This window comes from Pantoea vagans (assembly GCF_001506165.1).
Classification (GTDB): Bacteria; Pseudomonadota; Gammaproteobacteria; order Enterobacterales; family Enterobacteriaceae; genus Pantoea; species Pantoea vagans_C.
Map to the genome: position 1 here is coordinate 1,186,855 of NZ_CP011427.1, position 17,940 is coordinate 1,204,794.

Genomic DNA, 17,940 nt, shown 5'->3' on the forward strand with positions numbered 1-17,940 from the left:
AGGGATAAGGAGAATACAACGTGATACGTGTCGAAATGCTCTCAACGGGCGATGAAGTGTTACACGGGCAGATAGTCGATACCAATGCGGCCTGGCTGGCGGATGTGCTGTTCCAGAACGGTTTGCCGATGACCAGCCGTAGCACGGTGGGTGATGCCATGTCTTCATTGGTGGATGCGCTACAGAGCCGCAGCCAAATCGCCGATGTGCTGATCGTCAATGGCGGCCTCGGGCCAACCAGTGACGATCTCAGCGCGTTGGCAGCCGCCACCGCTTGTGGGACTGAACTGGTGATTCAGCAGGCGTGGCTGGAAAAAATGGAAGCCTGGTTCGCCAGCCGTGGCCGTGTGATGGCGCCCAGCAATCGCAAGCAGGCCGAAATTCCTGCCAATGCCGAGCTGATTGATAACCCGGTCGGCACCGCATGCGGCTTTGCATTGCAACTCAATCGCTGCTGGATTTTCTTCACACCGGGCGTACCCTCTGAATTCAAAGTGATGGTTGAGCAGGAGATCATTCCACGCCTGAAAGCACGTTTTGATTTGCCCGAGCCGCCGCTATGCTTGCGTCTGACGACCTTTGGCCGTGGCGAAAGTGATATCGCTGCAGAGCTTGAACCCTTGCCGCTGCCAGAAGGCGTGGTGATGGGCTATCGCTCCTCGATGCCGATCATCGAAATCAAACTCACCGGTCCAGCCAGCCAGCGCGTGGCGATGGAGCAGGCGTGGCAGCAAGTGAAACTGTTGCTGGCAGAATGCACGATTTTTCATGGCACTGAAGGGTTACCTGCGTTGTTAGCCCGAGAACTGCAAGAACGGGGTTTCCGCCTGGCACTAAGCGAACAATATACCGCTGGATTGCTGAACTGGCAGCTGGCGTCAGCTCAGGTGCCGCTCAGTGCCGCTGAGATTTTGCCGCCGCAGGCGGAGACGCTGGAAGCGCAAGTTGAACGCACAAAAGAGTTAGCCGCGCATCATGGCACCGTATTGGCGCTTTCAGTGGGAAATCTGGAAGAGGGCGAAGTGTCTGTCGCGCTGCATACGCCAGAAGCCAGCTGGGGCCAACGCGTCAAGTTCACTCACGGACGTCATAACGTGGAAACGCGACAGAAGGTAGTGGCAATGATGGCAATGAACATGCTGCGACGCTGGTTGCACGGTAGCGAAGTCAGTACCGGGCATGGCTGGATTGATGTGTTAGAGACGGTGAAGTTGTAAACCTGTCCGGTGTGCACAACTGTGGCCAGGTATCTTGATGCAACCCGGTGCGCATAAATGCGCATTCTACGATGTAGGGTCGCCATTAATGGCGACCTGGGTCATCACAATTCTATTTCAATCTCCCCTTTAGCGCGGCAACAGCAGGGCAAAATTTCGCCCTGTTGAATAAACGCCAACGGGGTTTCCGCGTAAGCCACTTCGCCTTTCAGCAAGCGCATGCGGCAGGAGCCACAGTAGCCTTCACGACACTGAAACTCCACGCACACATTATGCGCTTCAAGCGTGGTCAGCAGATTGGGATGATCTTCTGCGCACTCCAGCCGGGAGCCGGAACTGCGCAGAATAACAACAGAACGGCTCATGCTTACAGCTGGAAGTCGTTGAAGTCGTCTTCGCCCACTTCAGCATCAATCTGGCCAACCAGGTAAGAACTCACTTCAACTTCCTGCGGCGCAACCTGCACGTTGTCGGAAACCAGCCAGGAGTTGATCCATGGAATCGGGTTTGAGCGAGTCTGGAACGGCAGGTCAAGGCCGACCGCCTGCATACGGATATTGGTGATGTACTCGATATACTGGCACAGAATGTCTTTGTTCAGACCAATCATCGAGCCGCCGCTGAACAGATAATCTGCCCACTCTTTTTCTTGCTCGGCGGCCTTCTTGAACAGGTCAAAACACTCGTCACGACATTCGGCGGCGATCTCTTTCATTTCTGGATCGTCTTCACCGGTGCGCAGCAGGTTCAACATGTGCTGAGTGCCGGTCAGGTGCAGTGCCTCGTCGCGTGCGATCAGCTTGATGATCTTCGCGTTACCTTCCATCAGCTCGCGCTCGGCGAAAGCAAATGAACAGGCGAAGCTGACGTAGAAGCGAATCGCTTCCAGTGCGTTCACGCTCATCAGGCAGATATACAGCTGCTTTTTCAAGGCACGCAGATTAACAGTGACGGTTTTGCCGGCCACTTGATGCGTGCCTTCGCCCAGCAGATGCCAGTAGCTGGTCATCTCGATCAGGTCGTCGTAGTACTTCGAGATATCCTGCGCACGCGCCAGAATCTGCTCGTTGGTGACGATATCGTCAAATACCAGTGAAGGATCGTTGACGATGTTACGAATGATATGGGTGTAAGAACGCGAGTGGATGGTTTCAGAAAACGCCCAAGTCTCTATCCAGGTTTCCAGTTCTGGAATCGAAATCAGCGGCAGCAGCGCCACGTTAGGGCTACGGCCCTGAATCGAATCCAGCAGCGTCTGATATTTCAGGTTGCTGATAAAGATATGTTTCTCGTGATCCGGCAGCGCCTGATAATCGATACGATCGCGTGAAACGTCAACTTCTTCTGGACGCCAGAAGAAGGAGAGCTGCTTTTCGATCAGCTTTTCAAAGATGTCATATTTCTGCTGGTCGAAACGCGCAACGTTTACTGACTGGCCGAAGAACATCGGTTCTAACAACTGGTCATTTTTGTTCTGCGAAAATGTGGTGTAAGCCATGACTAAGTCCAAAAGTAAGAGGGGCCGACGTGTGTCGGCCCTGACATGATAGGGCGTTTGCCGGATTAGATCTTACAGGCGCCGCTTTCGCAGCCATCATCCTGAATGGATGGGGCCAGATCGTCCTGCGCATCTTCCGCACCGTCACGGGTGTTTTGGTAATACAGGGTTTTCACGCCAAACTTATACGCGGTCAACAGATCTTTCAGCAGCTGTTTCATTGGCACTTTGCCATTGGCGAAACGGCTTGGATCGTAGTTGGTGTTTGACGAAATAGCCTGATCGATAAACTTCTGCATGACGCCAACCAGTTGCAGGTAACCGTCGTTAGAAGGCATTTCCCACAGCAGTTCGTACTCATCTTTCAGACGCTCATACTCTGGCACCACCTGACGCAGAATGCCGTCTTTCGAGGCTTTAATGCTGATGTGGCCGCGCGGCGGTTCAATACCGTTGGTGGCGTTTGAAATCTGCGAAGAGGTTTCAGACGGCATCAGGGCAGAGAGCGTGGAGTTACGCAGGCCGTGAGTGGTGATCGACTCACGCAGTGCTTCCCAGTCGAGATGCAGCGGCTCGTTGCATACCGCATCGAGATCCTTTTTATAGGTATCGATCGGCAGAATGCCCTGTGAGTAGGTGGTCTCTTTGAACCACGTGCAGGCACCTTGCTCTTTCGCTAACTCGTTCGAGGCTTTCAGCAGGTAATACTGAATCGCTTCGAAGGTTTTGTGCGTCAGGTTGTTGGCGCTGCCATCAGAGTAACGCACGCCATTCTTCGCCAGATAGTAAGCGTAGTTAATGACGCCAATACCCAGCGTACGACGGCCCATTGCGCCGCGTTTTGCCGCCGGGATGGGGTAGTCCTGGTAATCCAGCAGGGCATCCAGCGCACGTACCGCAAGGGTAGCCAGCTCTTCCAGATCGTCGAGGCTATCAATTGCACCAAGGTTAAACGCAGACAGCGTACACAGGGCAATCTCACCGCTTTCGTCATTCACGTCATTCAGCGGTTTAGTCGGCAACGCGATTTCCAGGCACAGGTTGGACTGGCGAACAGGCGCGATAGCCGGATCAAACGGGCTGTGAGTGTTGCAGTGATCGACGTTCTGGATATAGATACGGCCAGTTGAAGCACGTTCCTGCATCATCAGTGAGAACAGCTCAACCGCTTTGACGCGCTGTTTACGGATGCTGTCGTCTTTCTCATATTTGGTGTACAGACGTTCAAACTCGTCCTGGTCGGCGAAGAACGCATCGTACAGACCCGGCACGTCAGACGGGCTGAACAGCGTGATGTCTTCACCTTTCAGCAGACGTGTGTACATCAGCTTGTTGATCTGTACGCCGTAATCCATGTGACGCACGCGGTTGCCTTCAACACCACGGTTGTTTTTCAGTACCAGCAGGCTTTCGACTTCCAGATGCCACATGGGGTAGAACAGAGTCGCCGCACCGCCACGCACGCCGCCTTGTGAGCACGACTTCACCGCCGTCTGGAAATGCTTATAGAACGGGATACAGCCGGTGTGGAAAGCTTCACCGCCACGAATCGGGCTGCCCAGCGCACGAATGCGACCGGCATTGATGCCGATACCGGCGCGCTGAGAAACGTATTTCACGATAGCGCTGGAGGTGGCGTTGATAGAATCCAGGCTGTCACCACACTCGATCAGGACGCAAGAGCTGAACTGACGGGTTGGTGTACGCACGCCGGACATGATTGGCGTTGGCAATGAGATCTTGAAGGTAGAAACGGCATCATAGAAACGACGCACGTAATCCATACGCGTTTCACGCGGGTAACCAGAGAACAGGCAAGCCGCGACCAAAATATACAGGAACTGCGCGCTCTCGTAGATTTCGCCGCTGACACGGTTCTGTGCCAGGTATTTCCCTTCCAGCTGTTTTACCGCCGCGTATGAGAAGTTCATATCGCGCCAGTGGTCGAGGAACTCGTCCATCTGCGCGAACTCTTCAACGCTGTAATCTTCCAGCAGATGGCGATCGTATTTGCCCATCTCAACCATTTTCACCACCTGGTCATACAGCTTTGGCGGCTCAAACTGGCCGTAGGCTTTTTTACGCAGGTGGAAGATGGCAAGACGTGCAGCCAGATACTGGTAATCCGGAGCATCACGGGAGATCAGGTCTGCAGCCGCTTTGATGATGGTCTCGTGGATATCCGAAGTACGGATACCATCGTAAAACTGAATGTGGGAGCGCAGCTCAACCTGAGACACGGAGACATTGTTCAGCCCTTCAGCTGCCCAATCCAGTACTCGGTGAATCTTATCGAGATCAATGCGTTCCTGACGGCCATCGCGTTTAGTAACGAGCAGACTTTGGTTCATGTCGCGTGTTTACCTGTCCATGAAATACATAGTTATCCCCCATCTATTCACAAGGTCTATGCACAAGCCGCTCGTTGTGAGTAAGCCTGTGGATAAACACTATATATAGGGGGTGCGGGAAGTTTGAACAACAATATGGTGAGTATTCTAGTCAGCATTCTGATCATCACAAGAGTTGATTTTCGCGAAAAAATCCGTCCTGGGGGGTAGCGAAAATCCTGGATCCCCATCCCACAAGGGCTGCAACTGGTGTCAACGGCAAAGCAGTTTTTTTTCATAATTTGATCGAGCGCGTGTTTATTGCTCAACCTTGTCCGTTCCGGATTTTTCTGAGGTCAAAAAAGCCCTGACAAGGCCGCCAGTAGCGAACTTATCTAAAATGACTTATGAATTTTTTGTGACCTAAGCAGCCTACAAAAAAGGCTGGTACGCGTCTAAAAGGAAATTGATCTGGATAGCCGTAAGATTACAAACCCGGTGCTTTCCACATTGAGGTGGTTAACCCACTGTCCACCAAGGTCAGTTGGTCCGCGTAGACCTGTTGCCAACGCGTCTTTTGCTGCTGGTAGAGTTGATGGTGTTGTGGATTAGGCTCGAATTCACGCTCCCACCGTACCAGTGCTTGCCCTGACTCCTGCAAGCTGTCGTAAACGCCAGCCGCCACGCCAGCCGCTATCGCACATCCCAGGGCCGTTGCTTCTTTGACCTGCGGTACTTTCACCGTCAATCCGGTGACATCACTCAGTATCTGACTCCACAGTTTTCCCTTGGCCCCGCCACCGGCAAACACCAGTTGTGAGGTGCGCATGCCGGAAAACGCTGCCACTTGATCAAGATTACACGCAGAGACGATGGCAGCGTTCTCCTGCAGGGCGCGGAATAACGTTTGTTTATTACAGCGTTCGGGATCGATGGAGAGGTTAATAAATGAAGGAGCGGCGTGATACCACTTATTGAAATGCATGGCATCGGAGAACACCGGCATCACACCCCATGAACCGGCAGGCACGCGTGCGGCCATCTCTTCCAACAGGCTGTAACAATCAACACCCAAGCGTTCTGCGAGCAATTTCTCTTCACCGCAAAAGGCATCGCGGAACCAGCGCATGGTTAGCCCGGTGAAAAAACTGATGGCTTCCGCCTGCGCCATGCCGGGGATCACATGTGGATTCACGCGGATGTTCATCTCAGGGTCAACCTGCGGTTGGGGCAAATTCACCACCTGCTGCCAGAAGGTGCCTCCCAGTACGGCGGTCTCACCCGCATTCACCACGCCTAACCCGAGCGTACCCAACTGCACATCACCGCCGCCCATGCCGACTGCTGTGCCTTTCTCCAGCCCACATTGACGCGCGGCTTCGGCAGTAACTTCTCCTAACTTGGTACCGGTTTCGGCGACCGGGGACAGGATATCGCCACGCAATCCCGCCATCTCCAGCAGGTCAGGTCGCCATTGCCGAGTGTGTAAATCCAGCAGGCCGGTGGTGCCCGCATTGGACGGGTCCACTGCCAGTTCACCGCTGAGACATTTCGCTAACCAGTCGCTGATCATGGTTAAGGTGGCGGCCTGCCGGTAAATTTCTGGGCGATGGTGCGCCAACCACAGTAGGCGGGGCATTGCGCCTAAAGCCAGGGTTTGTCCCGAGCATTGGTAGATTTCACGCTCAAACTCGCCGTGATGGATCTCCTTCAGCTCACTCACTTCACGGCTGGCGCGTGCGTCCACGTTAGCGCAGGCCCAAATCGCTTCGCCTGCTTTGTTGTAAAGCACAATCCCTTCGCGCATCGAGCAGCATGCCACACTGCGAATCGCGCTGGCAGGCAGTTGAGACTGTTGCAGCGCCTGGCGGATGCACTGACAGGCAAGTTGCCAGTTGTGGCTAAGGTCAAACTCCATCGAGCCCGGCACGTCGGGCAGCGCGAGATGGCGCCATTCCGCTTGTGCCACGGCGACCTGCTCACCTTGCAGATTGAAAATCACCGCGCGAATACTGCCGGTGCCAGCGTCTAGCGCCATTAAATGCGGGGCGTGTGTCATCACGAAACTCCTGTCAATACGGAACGAGTGCTCCACGCCGACGGCCCAACGGGTGTTACTGCAAAGATAGCTGTGCGTGCGGGTTTTCACCTCCAGATGAAGGGGTTAGCCAGAGGATGAAAGTGCGAACTGTGATCGCTGCAAGAGTTTTATTCAACCAGCCTGGCCAGGATTGCCACTCTGCGAATGACGATGAAAGGAACGAACTGATGGAAGTGACGCTGGTCGAAATCAACGTAAAACCCGACTGTATCGACGAATTTCTGCGAGTTTTCGAGCTGAATCATTTAGGGGCATTGCAGGAACCGGGTAATCTCCGTTTTGACGTGTTACAGGACAGCAGTGTACCCACGCGCTTCTTTATTTATGAAGCTTACGCCGATGAAGCCGCAGTGTTGGCACACAAAAAAACGCCGCACTACCTGGCTTGCGTCGAGGCACTAGAGGCGTTGATGAGCGAACCGAGAAAGAAAACCGCGTTTAAGGGGATTTTCCCACAAGCTTAGGGATTAACGTCCTGAACCTGAACCTGAACCTGAACCTGAACCTGAACCTGAACCTGAACCTGAACGTGAAGTATAGACCTGCTGGGTGCGGCTTTAGGCCTTTCATAAAAGCCATGATCAACTCTAAGGGCCAGTAACCTCCCGCCCGAAGAGCAAAGCGTCCGCCGCCGGGATGCGGCGGCCGATCTGCATGGATGCATGATTCCTTTGCGATCGGGCGGGGGGTGACTGGCCAACTCACCGATCCCACAGCACCCATTCGCCGATCCCACAGCGACAACTCGCCGATCTCACAGCGGCAACGTGCCAATCCCACCGCACCCGCGCAAAAACTCAATCCTGGCGATGCGTATGCACCATATAATTCACATCCACGCCACGCCCCAGACGGAACTGATTGGTCAGCGGATTGTAGTGCAGGCCAATCATACCCATCTCACGCAATGGCGTTTCATCGACCCAGTTCAGCAGTTCAGCCGGACGGATGAACTTCTTAACATCATGCGTCCCACGCGGCACCATACGCATCACGTATTCGGCTCCGAACACCGCCAGCAGCCAGGCCTTTGGATTGCGGTTAATCGTCGAGAAAAACACTTCGCCGCCGGGTTTCACTAACTGCGCGCAAGCCAGCACCACCGAACGCGGATCGGGCACGTGCTCCAGCATCTCCATGCAGGTCACCACGTCATACTGCCCGGCATGGCTGGCGGCGTGGTCCTCCACGGTTTGCTGCACATAATTGACGCTGACGCCGCTCTCCAGCGCATGTAAACGCGCCACTTCCAACGGCTCTGCACCCATATCCAGTCCAGTCACATTGGCACCTTCACGCGCCATACTTTCAGCCAGGATGCCGCCGCCGCAACCCACATCCAACACCTTCTTACCAAACAAGCCATTGCTGTGCTGAGCAATCCAGCCAAGACGCAGGGGATTGATACGGTGTAACGGCTTAAATTCACCCTCTAAATCCCACCAGCGTGATGCCACCGCTTCAAACTTAGCGATCTCAGCGTGGTCGACGTTCTGGCGGCTTTCCTGCGGTTGTTCACTCATTGAATCAAGACTCCTGACAAAATATTCCCTCAGTATAAACGCTTAAGTCTCGCCAGCGCATCTCTCACCTGAAAGGAAAAGCGGGATTAAACCCTGCTTAACGTTCACCGTGGGCAAGCAATGTGATATAGTTTCGCACCATTAAAATCCGGGATTATGTAGAGGGATAGCGGCTCCATGAGCGACCTTGCGAGAGAAATTACACCGGTCAATATCGAAGAAGAGTTAAAAAACTCTTACCTCGATTACGCCATGTCGGTCATCGTTGGCCGAGCCTTACCCGATGTGCGTGATGGCCTGAAGCCGGTGCACCGCCGTGTGCTGTTTGCCATGAGCGAACTCGGTAACGACTGGAACAAACCTTATAAGAAATCGGCCCGTGTGGTGGGTGACGTAATCGGTAAATATCACCCACATGGTGATTCCGCTGTTTACGAAAGTATCGTTCGTATGGCCCAGCCGTTCTCCCTGCGCTACATGCTGGTAGATGGTCAGGGTAACTTCGGTTCTGTCGACGGCGACTCCGCTGCAGCGATGCGTTATACCGAAGTGCGTATGGCGAAAATTTCCTCAGAGCTGCTGGCTGACCTGGAAAAAGAAACCGTCGATTTCGTCCCGAACTATGACGGCACTGAGCAGATCCCTGAAGTTCTGCCGACCAAAATTCCTAACCTGCTGGTAAACGGTTCGTCCGGTATCGCCGTAGGTATGGCGACCAATATTCCGCCGCACAACTTAACGGAAGTGATAAACGGCTGTCTGGCGTTCATCGAAGATGAAGAGATCACCGTTGAAGGTCTGATGGAACACATCACCGGCCCGGACTTCCCAACCGCAGCGTTCATCAATGGTCGTCGTGGTATCGAGGAAGCTTATCGCACGGGTCGCGGCAAGATTTACATCCGCGCGCGCGGCGAGATCGAGACCGACGCCAAGACCGGCCGCGAAACCATCATCGTCAATGAAATTCCATATCAGGTGAACAAAGCGCGCCTGATCGAGAAAATTGCCGAGCTGGTAAAAGAAAAACGCGTTGAAGGCATCAGCGGTCTGCGTGATGAATCCGATAAAGACGGTATGCGTATCGTTATCGAGATCAAACGCGACGCGGTGGGCGAAGTGGTACTGAACAACCTCTACTCGCTGACGCAGTTGCAGGTCTCATTCGGCATCAACATGGTTGCTCTGCATCAGGGCCAGCCGAAGATCATGACGCTGAAAGGCATCATCGAAGCCTTCGTGCGCCATCGCCGTGAAGTGGTGACGCGCCGTACCATCTTCGAGCTGCGTAAAGCACGTGACCGTGCACACATCCTTGAAGGTCTGGCGATTGCGCTGGCTAACATCGACCCGATCATCGAACTGATTCGTCGTGCACCAACCCCAGCCGAAGCGAAAGCGGGCCTGTTGGCGCAGTCATGGGATCTCGGTAATGTTGCCGCCATGCTGGAACGTGCCGGTGATGATGCCGCCCGTCCTGAGTGGCTGGAAGCGCAGTTCGGTATTCGCGACGGTCAGTACTATCTGACTGAACAGCAAGCCCAGGCGATTCTGGATCTGCGTCTGCAGAAACTGACCGGCCTTGAGCATGAAAAACTGCTCGACGAATACAAAGAGTTGCTGGACCAGATCGCAGAATTGATCCACATTCTGCAAAGCGCTGAGCGTTTGATGGAAGTGATCCGCGAAGAGCTGGTGGCAATGCGCGATCAGTTTGGTGATGCACGCCGTACCGAAATCACCGCGAACAGCGCTGACATCAACATCGAAGACCTGATCAATCAGGAAGACGTTGTGGTCACCTTGTCGCATCAAGGGTATGTCAAATACCAACCGCTGACCGACTATGAAGCTCAGCGTCGTGGTGGCAAAGGCAAATCTGCTGCGCGTATTAAAGAAGAAGACTTTATTGATCGTCTGCTGGTGGCCAACACCCATGACACCATTCTGTGCTTCTCTAGCCGTGGCCGTCTGTACTGGATGAAAGTCTATCAGCTGCCAGAAGCGAGCCGTGGAGCGCGTGGTCGTCCAATCGTCAACCTGCTGCCGCTGGAAGCCAACGAACGTATCACCGCCATTCTACCTGTGCGTGAATACACTGAAGGCTTCAACATCTTTATGGCAACCGCTGATGGTACCGTGAAGAAAACGGCCCTGCAGGAGTTCAGCCGTCCACGTAGCGCCGGTATCATCGCTATCAATCTGCGTGAAGATGATGAGCTGATCGGCGTTGCGCTGACCAACGGTAGCGACGAAGCGATGCTGTTCTCTGCCGCGGGTAAAGTGGTGCGCTTTGCTGAGACTGCTGTTCGCGCCATGGGACGTTCCGCATCCGGTGTGCGTGGTATTAAGCTGGCTGAGAATGACAAAGTGGTGTCGTTGATTGTGCCGCGTGAAGAGGGCGCTATCCTCACCGTGACGCAAAACGGTTACGGTAAGCGTACCGCTAACAGCGAGTACCCAACCAAATCACGTGCCACTCAGGGTGTGATCTCAATTAAAGTCACCGAACGTAACGGGCCAGTGATTGGTGCGGTACAGGTGGTGGATGGCGATCAGATCATGATGATCACCGATGCGGGCACACTGGTGCGTACACGCGTGTCAGAAGTCAGCGTGGTGGGTCGTAACACGCAAGGCGTGATCCTGATCCGCACCGCAGAAGACGAAAATGTTGTTGGTCTGCAGCGTGTCGCTGAGCCGGTGGAAGAGGAAGAACTCGACGCCATCGACGGTAGCGTAGCGGAAGGTGAAGATGACATCGCACCAGAAGTGGACAGCGATGACGTGCCGGAAGCGGACGACGAAGAGTAATCCATCTCATGGATTATTTAACGGCAGGTCGGGTAACTGACCTGCCGTTTTTTTATCTGAGTTTTACTCCCAAAGTCGCGTGCTGGCTGGCTTTTTAACCCCGATAAAGCTAGTGTATGAGGACTTTTCAACATCCTGACAACACCTTGCCGCCAGTGAGCCTCTTTTGAAATATCTCGTCTCCTTCCGTACCACGCTACGCATCTCGCGCTATCTTTTTCGCGCACTGGCGTTGCTGCTTTGGGCGCTGGGTGCCTTACTGACCACCTTTTTCATCATTAACGTGCTGCATGAGAAAGAGAACGCGGTTCGTCAGGAGTTTGCGACTAATTATGGTCAGGCCGAGTGGTATGTCCGTCATTCCGCGGATGTGATGCGCGAATTGAAGTACATCACGGAAAATCGCTTGAGTAACAGTGCTAATGGGCTGGATGTGCTGAACGGTTTACCCACCAGCAAAGGCACATTACCGCAGTTCACGCCGTTATTCTCAGACGGTGATTGCACCTCAATGAGCAACACCTGGCGCAACTCGCTCGATTCGCTCAGCTACTTCATTAATTACTGGAAAAGCAACTTCGCCTCCGCCTATGAGTTGAACCGGGTGTTCTTTATTGGTGGCGAGAATCAGTGCCTGGCGGACTTCACCATTGGCAACAACAACTCCGTTGACCGCGAACGCAGCCTGAAGGCGCTGCGCGAACGCGTGCTGCACTATCGCAGTGGTAATGAAGAAGAGCGGCGTAACCCCATGTATTGGATCACCCCCAGCAGCCAGCCTGGCGTGGGCAATTTCTATATGGTGATGCCGGTTTACGTGGCTAATAAATTGCAGGCGCTGTTAGGCGTTGAACAAAATATTCGTCTGGACGAGTTCATTCAGCCCGGTGGATTGCCGCTGGTGGCGACCATCACGGATGAAAACTATCGACCACTACTCAGTTCGCGCCGCGGTGGTCCTGGCTATTCACTCGACGATTTGCCGGATGACAGCACCTGGTTTGGTTATCTGGATAGTTACCGTCAACTGGTGTTGAAAAAACCGTTGCCGCCATCCAACCTCAACGTGGTGTGGTCACTCTCGACCGATGTGTTGATGGATCAGCTTAAGCTCATGCTGATTAACGCACTGCTGCTGAATATTCTCAGCGCGCTGGTGCTGTTCACCCTGGCGTGGATTTTCGAGCGCCGCATGTTCCTGCCCGCCGAAGACAATGCGCATCGGCTGGAAGAGCATGAGCAGTTCAACCGTAAAATTGTCGCTTCGGCACCGGTGGGCATCTGTATTCTGCGCACCAGTGATGGCACCAATATTCTCAGTAATGAACTGGCGCATAACTATCTGACACTGCTGACGCAGGAAGATCGCCAGCGCCTGAACGAGATCATCGGCGGCCAGCAGGTCAACTTCGTCGACGTACTGACGGGCACCAACACTAACCTGCAAATCAGCTTTGTCCATTCGCGCTATCGCAACGAAAACGTGGCGATTTGCGTGCTGGTTGATGTTTCCGCTCGTGTTCGAATGGAGCAGTCGCTGCAGGAAATGGCACATGCGGCGGAACAGGCGAGCCAGTCTAAATCCATGTTCCTTGCCACCGTCAGCCACGAGTTACGCACACCGCTGTACGGTATTATTGGTAACCTCGATTTATTGCAAACCAAGGCATTGCCGAAAGGTGTCGATTCACTGGTGACGGCGATGAATAACTCGTCGAGCCTGTTGTTGAAGATCATCAGCGATATTCTCGACTTCTCGAAAATTGAATCTGAGCAGTTGAAGATCGAGCCGCGTCCCTTCTCTCCGCGTGAAGTCATCAATCACATTGCCGGTAACTATCTCTCGCTGGTGGTGCGTAAGCGCCTGACGCTGTATGTGTTTATTGAGAATGACGTGCCGCTGACGCTGGAAGGCGATCCGATGCGTCTGCAACAGGTGATTTCTAACCTGCTGAATAATGCCATCAAATTCACCCATACCGGCTGCATTATTCTGCATGCCTATGTGAGGGAGGGATATCTTGCGTTCCGTGTGCGTGATACGGGTGTGGGTATTCCCGCCAAAGAGGTTACGCGCCTGTTTGACCCGTTCTTCCAGGTTGGATCCGGCGTACAGCGCAACTTCCAGGGAACCGGGCTGGGGCTGGCTATCTGCGAAAAGCTGATCAACATGATGGATGGTGATATTGAGGTCGACTCCGAGCCAGGCATGGGCAGCCAGTTTGTGGTGCGTATTCCGATTTACGCGGGCCAGCAGCCGGCACCTCCGTTGTTGGATGGATTGCAGGAAAAAGCCATCTGGCTTGACCTGCGCAATGATTATCTCGCCAAGTTCCTGCAACGTTTACTGCAACAGCAGGGCATCCAGGTCGCTGACTATCAGGGGCAGGCGTCAAGTGATGATGTCATTATCAGCGATCATGATGACTTGCCTGCGCATCCCGTGGGCGCCCGCATTCGTATTTGCGGTGCGCATATCGATATGCCGCTGGAAAGCGCGCCAGGCCAATGGGTGCACAGTACCGCGACCTTACATGACCTGCCGCTGCTGTTAGGCCGTATCTATCGCATCAATATTAACAGTGATACCACCAGCACCCCGCAGCTGCCGCTGGTGCAGGAAGCCGCAAACTACGATGACATCATGGTGCTGATAGTCGATGACCACCCCATTAACCGCATGCTGTTGTCAGAGCAGTTGGGCACGTTGGGCTACCAAACCAAAACCGCGCAGGATGGTGTCGATGCCCTTAACGTGTTGAGTCGTAACCATATCGACATTGTGCTGAGCGACGTCAACATGCCGAATATGGATGGCTACCGACTGACTCAGCGCTTACGCCAGCTGGGACATGCATTCCCGGTGATTGGTGTTACAGCTAATGCTTTGGCAGAAGAGAAGCAGCGCTGTATGGATGCGGGTATGGATAACTGTCTGTCTAAACCGGTCACGCTGGATGTGTTGAAAACAACCTTAGCGATTTACGCTGAGCGGGTCAGGAAAAGCAGGGAAGGGTAAGCTGGCCGCCATAAATGGTGACCCTACGAGTGCGAAGGGGGATGCCATCACCTGTAGGGTGCGCATTCATGCGCACTAAGACAAACTGGCGCACCGAAGTGCGCCTGTTATGATTAGTCTTTGTCGATCTGGGTGGCGCTAACAGATGAGAGGTAGTTCAGCAGCGCGATATCGTTATCCACGCCCAGTTTCATCATCGCTGATTTCTTCTGGCTACTGATGGTTTTGATACTGCGGTTGAGCTTTTTGGCAATCTCAGTCACGAGGAAGCCTTCAGAGAACAGACGCAGTACTTCACTCTCTTTCGGTGACAGGCGTTTGTCTCCGTAACCACCGGCACTGATCTTCTCCAGCAGTTTTGCCACGCTTTCCGGCGTATATTTCTTGCCTTTCTGCAGGGCCGCCAACGCTTTTGGCAGATCGGTAGGCGCGCCTTGTTTCAGCACGATCCCTTCGATATCCAAATCCAACACGGCACTCAGGATCGCTGGGTTATTGTTCATGGTCAGAACGATAATTGAGAGATCCGGATAGTGACGTTTGATGTATTTAATCAGGGTGATGCCATCACCGTACTTCTCGCCAGGCATGGAGAGATCGGTGATTAAGACGTTCGCATCGAGTTTGGACAAGCTGTTGATCAGTGCTGTTGAGTCTTCGAACTCACCTACAACGTTGACCCATTCGATCTGTTCCAGAGATTTACGGATACCGAACAGAACGATCGGATGGTCATCGGCAATAATTACGTTCAAGTTATTCATCTTATTGGTTACCTTGCTGCAGCAGTTGGTTGACGTAAGCGTCAATTTCACTGGTGGTATTTTTAATGGTTAAATCGTCACATACTTTTATGTGTTGTTCTAACGCTTCACATAGCAGTTTACCTGGTACCAGATTTAACATGGCAAATACGCCTTTCAGGCGATGTGCTGTCTGAGCAAGCGAGGGATAATCCTTTTCCGCGGCTTCAGTATACAGTCTCTTCACATCAGGCGGTACTGTCTCGGTAAACAGCTGGAAATAGCCGCCGCTTAATAGCGGGGTGGCAGCTTCATCTTCGCTACTCTCCTCTATCAAATCATGCGCCATTTGTTTCTCAATCAGCGCGAGCAACGCATCAAGCAGCGCATTGCTCAGGTTGAAGTTGACCCGAATTTGCTGCTCGTTTAAAACGCGATATCCCATTTCGTCATCGGCCAGCAGTAATGACCAGCCGCTCAGGCGTGTTGGATCATCGGTGACCAGCACGTCATGTTCCTGCCCTGACAGACGTTCGTCAGAGGTCAGGCAATTTGCTCCCCAGTTTTCCAGATGGCGGCAAACAATTTTGTGTACGTCTTCCACCGCGATATCGACCAGTGCAGTGACGCCTTCCAGCAGCTTCTCTTCCTGCTCGCCTTGCTGTTCCAGCGCCAGCGGCAATTGAATGTTGTAGCGCGAACCGATATCGGGTTTGGCAATGATCTCAAGCTGCCCACCCATTTGCTTACACAACTGCTTGCACAGGAAGAATGCCATGCCTGAGGCCTGGCCAAAGCGGTCTTGCGTGGTTTCACCCAGGTAAGGGAAATCGACATTCGCCAGTTCGTCCACACTCAGTCCGGAGCCGGTGTCGACTAACTGCAGCAGTACGCTGTTCGGCTTGCTTTCACTGGCTTTGATTTCCAGCGTAATCTTGCCCCACTGCGTGGTCGTCAGCGCATAGTGCATTAGCGTGGTCAGCACCTTACGCAGCGCGCGGCGATCGCCAAAACGCATCTCGTCGCTGGCAAGGTGATTATTCATCACCAGTGACAGCCCTTTGCGGCGCATCAGTGGCAGACTTTCTAAGGCGATTTCGTCCAGTAGCTCTTGCAAGTTGAACACACTGGCATCCGGTGACCAGTCGTGCGCTTCCAAGCGGTTGAGCAAGACGATGTCATCCACTAATCGTGCCAGACCCTGACTTTCGTCGAGCAGATCCAGCACTGTCTCATCATCATCACGCTGACTGAGCTGGACTAACTGCGCCACCATGCTCTCCAGTGGGCGGTTTAACGCGTGACCCAAATTTTGCATCAACTGCTGGCGCATCTGATGATTACGATCCAACACCTGCTGCGCTTTTTGCAGCTTTTTATTGACCAGTAATTCACGGTCCTGATCGCGCATCATAAACAACTGCGTATGGGCGGAGAGCACGCTACGCGCGTGGCGAATCTCATACACTTCATTGTTGATTGTTGCTTGTAACACGCCCTGATGTTGATCGGACATATTGATGATTTTTTGCAGATTCAGGTGCGGTAACAGGTGTTCGGCAATCTTGTTACTCAATAGCGTACGGTTGGTGGCGAAATCATATACCAGCAGGCCAACCGGCAAACTGGCCACGATCTCTTCATTTAACATCCGCAGCGAGTCAAGTTCCGCACTCTGGTTCTCGTTGGGGCGCAGCGATTGCTGGCGTAACAGGGTGATGCCAGCAATAGATAGCAGGAACAGCACCAGGTTAATCAACAGTGGCCACATCAGGTTGTGCAGGGTATCCAGCGCCAGACTGGTCAGCGGCACACGATAAACCAGCTGCAGTGAGGTGCTTGGCAATGATGCGGCAATTTCAAGATTAGGATTCGCCAGCGTGACATGTGTGCTTTCGCTGCTGGCATCCTCACTACTGGTGCTGGTTGTCTGCGCCGCATCCTGAATCAGCTGGAAATTCTCCAACGGCATGCTGTGTGGGATCAGATCGTTGATGGGTAAATCAAACGCCACCACGGTTGCTAAGTGACCCGGCTGGTTGAAGGTGGTGCGCAGCGTAAAGTAGTGATCGTTTTGCCAGGCAAAATGACGCAATGGCGAGAAGCTTTCGCGTTCATCCAGTGCATTCGCCTGTTGCAGCATTTCGGCACGGCGGCTATCGACCAGCGTATTAATCGCGCTCTCTTTATAGCGTGTTGCCATGTCTTTCAGCGGCAGCGTGGAGATCATGATCAGACTATTGTCCTGACCATTGAGAAAATACATGGACCAGGTGGGATTCTCAGCGCCCCACAGCGTATCGAGATAGTTGGACATGCGCATGGTCATGTCCAGTGTGCTGCTGTCGTGTGAACCAAAGATCAACGCTTCCGTTTTACGGCGCGTCTTTTCCAGGTAGTAGACATCCGGGCGTAATCGGGTTTCCTGCAGATTGCTGTTAGGGGTAGAACCGGCGGCAGTTGTAGCGAGATTTTCATAAATCTGCCAGGTGGCGAAACGAGAAGCGTCGATGCGCTTCTGAATGGCGCGCGCTAAGTCGGTCATCGCATAGCGCTTCTCGGTTATCCAGGCATTGACGCTGTTGTGCACCATCGCGCCCAGCGCCAGAAAAAGCACCAGGTTAAACACCACGAAGAAGCGGGTAACGTTACCGGAGGTCAGAGGAAATTTATAAGGCAGCATAGTGTCTCAGGA

11 protein-coding genes are annotated in these 17,940 nt (G+C 53.4%); 4 read left to right on the top strand and 7 right to left on the bottom strand.

Annotation, left to right across the window (positions count from 1 at the left end; genetic code table 11):
• Positions 1-20 precede the first annotated feature (20 nt).
• The gene (locus tag LK04_RS05570; RefSeq protein ID WP_039328350.1) at positions 21-1,217 is read left to right on the top strand and encodes a nicotinamide mononucleotide deamidase-related protein YfaY; all 1,197 of its coding nucleotides are present in this window, start codon (positions 21-23) and stop codon (positions 1,215-1,217) included.
• A 104-nt stretch (positions 1,218-1,321) separates the two neighbouring features.
• On the opposite strand, the gene yfaE is transcribed toward LK04_RS05570, so the two are convergent.
• The 4 genes from yfaE to lsrK all read right to left on the bottom strand — a co-directional run bounded on the left by yfaE (position 1,322) and on the right by lsrK (position 7,104).
• Positions 1,322-1,582 carry a class I ribonucleotide reductase maintenance protein YfaE gene (gene yfaE / locus LK04_RS05575; RefSeq protein WP_039328349.1) on the bottom strand — a complete coding sequence of 87 codons (261 nt, stop codon included), beginning with the start codon at positions 1,580-1,582 and terminating at the stop codon, positions 1,322-1,324.
• 2 nt (positions 1,583-1,584) lie between these two features.
• On the bottom strand, positions 1,585-2,715 hold the full coding sequence (gene nrdB / locus LK04_RS05580) for a class Ia ribonucleoside-diphosphate reductase subunit beta (protein ID WP_039328348.1): 1,131 nt from the start codon (positions 2,713-2,715) through the stop codon (positions 1,585-1,587).
• 65 nt (positions 2,716-2,780) lie between these two features.
• Positions 2,781-5,066 carry a class 1a ribonucleoside-diphosphate reductase subunit alpha gene (gene nrdA / locus LK04_RS05585; protein WP_039328347.1) on the bottom strand — a complete coding sequence of 762 codons (2,286 nt, stop codon included), beginning with the start codon at positions 5,064-5,066 and terminating at the stop codon, positions 2,781-2,783.
• 466 nt (positions 5,067-5,532) lie between these two features.
• The gene (gene lsrK, locus LK04_RS05590) at positions 5,533-7,104 is read right to left on the bottom strand and encodes an autoinducer-2 kinase (protein WP_039328346.1); all 1,572 of its coding nucleotides are present in this window, start codon (positions 7,102-7,104) and stop codon (positions 5,533-5,535) included.
• Between the two features lie 209 nt (positions 7,105-7,313).
• Here lsrK and lsrG point away from each other — a divergent pair, with 209 nt between their 5' ends.
• Complete coding sequence (gene lsrG / locus LK04_RS05595; RefSeq protein ID WP_039328345.1) at positions 7,314-7,610, top strand: (4S)-4-hydroxy-5-phosphonooxypentane-2,3-dione isomerase; 297 nt, start codon at positions 7,314-7,316, stop codon at positions 7,608-7,610.
• Positions 7,611-7,943: 333 nt separating this feature from the next.
• On the opposite strand, the gene ubiG is transcribed toward lsrG, so the two are convergent.
• A complete protein-coding gene (ubiG, locus tag LK04_RS05600; RefSeq protein ID WP_039328344.1) occupies positions 7,944-8,669 on the bottom strand; it encodes a bifunctional 2-polyprenyl-6-hydroxyphenol methylase/3-demethylubiquinol 3-O-methyltransferase UbiG in 726 nt (241 codons plus the stop codon).
• Positions 8,670-8,846: 177 nt separating this feature from the next.
• On the opposite strand from ubiG, the gene gyrA reads away from it, so the two are divergent.
• Positions 8,847-11,483 carry a DNA topoisomerase (ATP-hydrolyzing) subunit A gene (gyrA, locus tag LK04_RS05605; protein WP_039328343.1) on the top strand — a complete coding sequence of 879 codons (2,637 nt, stop codon included), beginning with the start codon at positions 8,847-8,849 and terminating at the stop codon, positions 11,481-11,483.
• A 166-nt stretch (positions 11,484-11,649) separates the two neighbouring features.
• Positions 11,650-14,502 (top strand): two-component system sensor histidine kinase RcsC, encoded by a 2,853-nt coding sequence (gene rcsC / locus LK04_RS05610; RefSeq protein WP_039328342.1) that lies wholly within the window; start codon positions 11,650-11,652, stop codon positions 14,500-14,502.
• Positions 14,503-14,615: 113 nt separating this feature from the next.
• Here rcsC and rcsB read toward each other — a convergent pair whose 3' ends face one another.
• Both rcsB and rcsD read right to left on the bottom strand, forming a co-directional pair.
• On the bottom strand, positions 14,616-15,266 hold the full coding sequence (gene rcsB, locus LK04_RS05615; protein WP_039328341.1) for a response regulator transcription factor RcsB: 651 nt from the start codon (positions 15,264-15,266) through the stop codon (positions 14,616-14,618).
• 1 nt (position 15,267) lies between these two features.
• On the bottom strand, positions 15,268-17,925 hold the full coding sequence (gene rcsD / locus LK04_RS05620) for a phosphotransferase RcsD (protein ID WP_039328359.1): 2,658 nt from the start codon (positions 17,923-17,925) through the stop codon (positions 15,268-15,270).
• Positions 17,926-17,940 lie beyond the last annotated feature (15 nt).

What these genes read in the sequence shown, in the direction of transcription:
- nrdB (WP_039328348.1), bottom strand. Translation starts at nt 2,715, where the DNA reads ATGGCTTACACCACATTTTCGCAGAACAAAAATGACCAGTTGTTAGAA.
- ubiG (WP_039328344.1), bottom strand. Translation starts at nt 8,669, where the DNA reads ATGAGTGAACAACCGCAGGAAAGCCGCCAGAACGTCGACCACGCTGAG.
- yfaE (WP_039328349.1), bottom strand. Translation starts at nt 1,582, where the DNA reads ATGAGCCGTTCTGTTGTTATTCTGCGCAGTTCCGGCTCCCGGCTGGAG.
- rcsB (WP_039328341.1), bottom strand. Translation starts at nt 15,266, where the DNA reads ATGAATAACTTGAACGTAATTATTGCCGATGACCATCCGATCGTTCTG.
- lsrG (WP_039328345.1), top strand. Translation starts at nt 7,314, where the DNA reads ATGGAAGTGACGCTGGTCGAAATCAACGTAAAACCCGACTGTATCGAC.
- lsrK (WP_039328346.1), bottom strand. Translation starts at nt 7,104, where the DNA reads ATGACACACGCCCCGCATTTAATGGCGCTAGACGCTGGCACCGGCAGT.
- nrdA (WP_039328347.1), bottom strand. Translation starts at nt 5,066, where the DNA reads ATGAACCAAAGTCTGCTCGTTACTAAACGCGATGGCCGTCAGGAACGC.
- gyrA (WP_039328343.1), top strand. Translation starts at nt 8,847, where the DNA reads ATGAGCGACCTTGCGAGAGAAATTACACCGGTCAATATCGAAGAAGAG.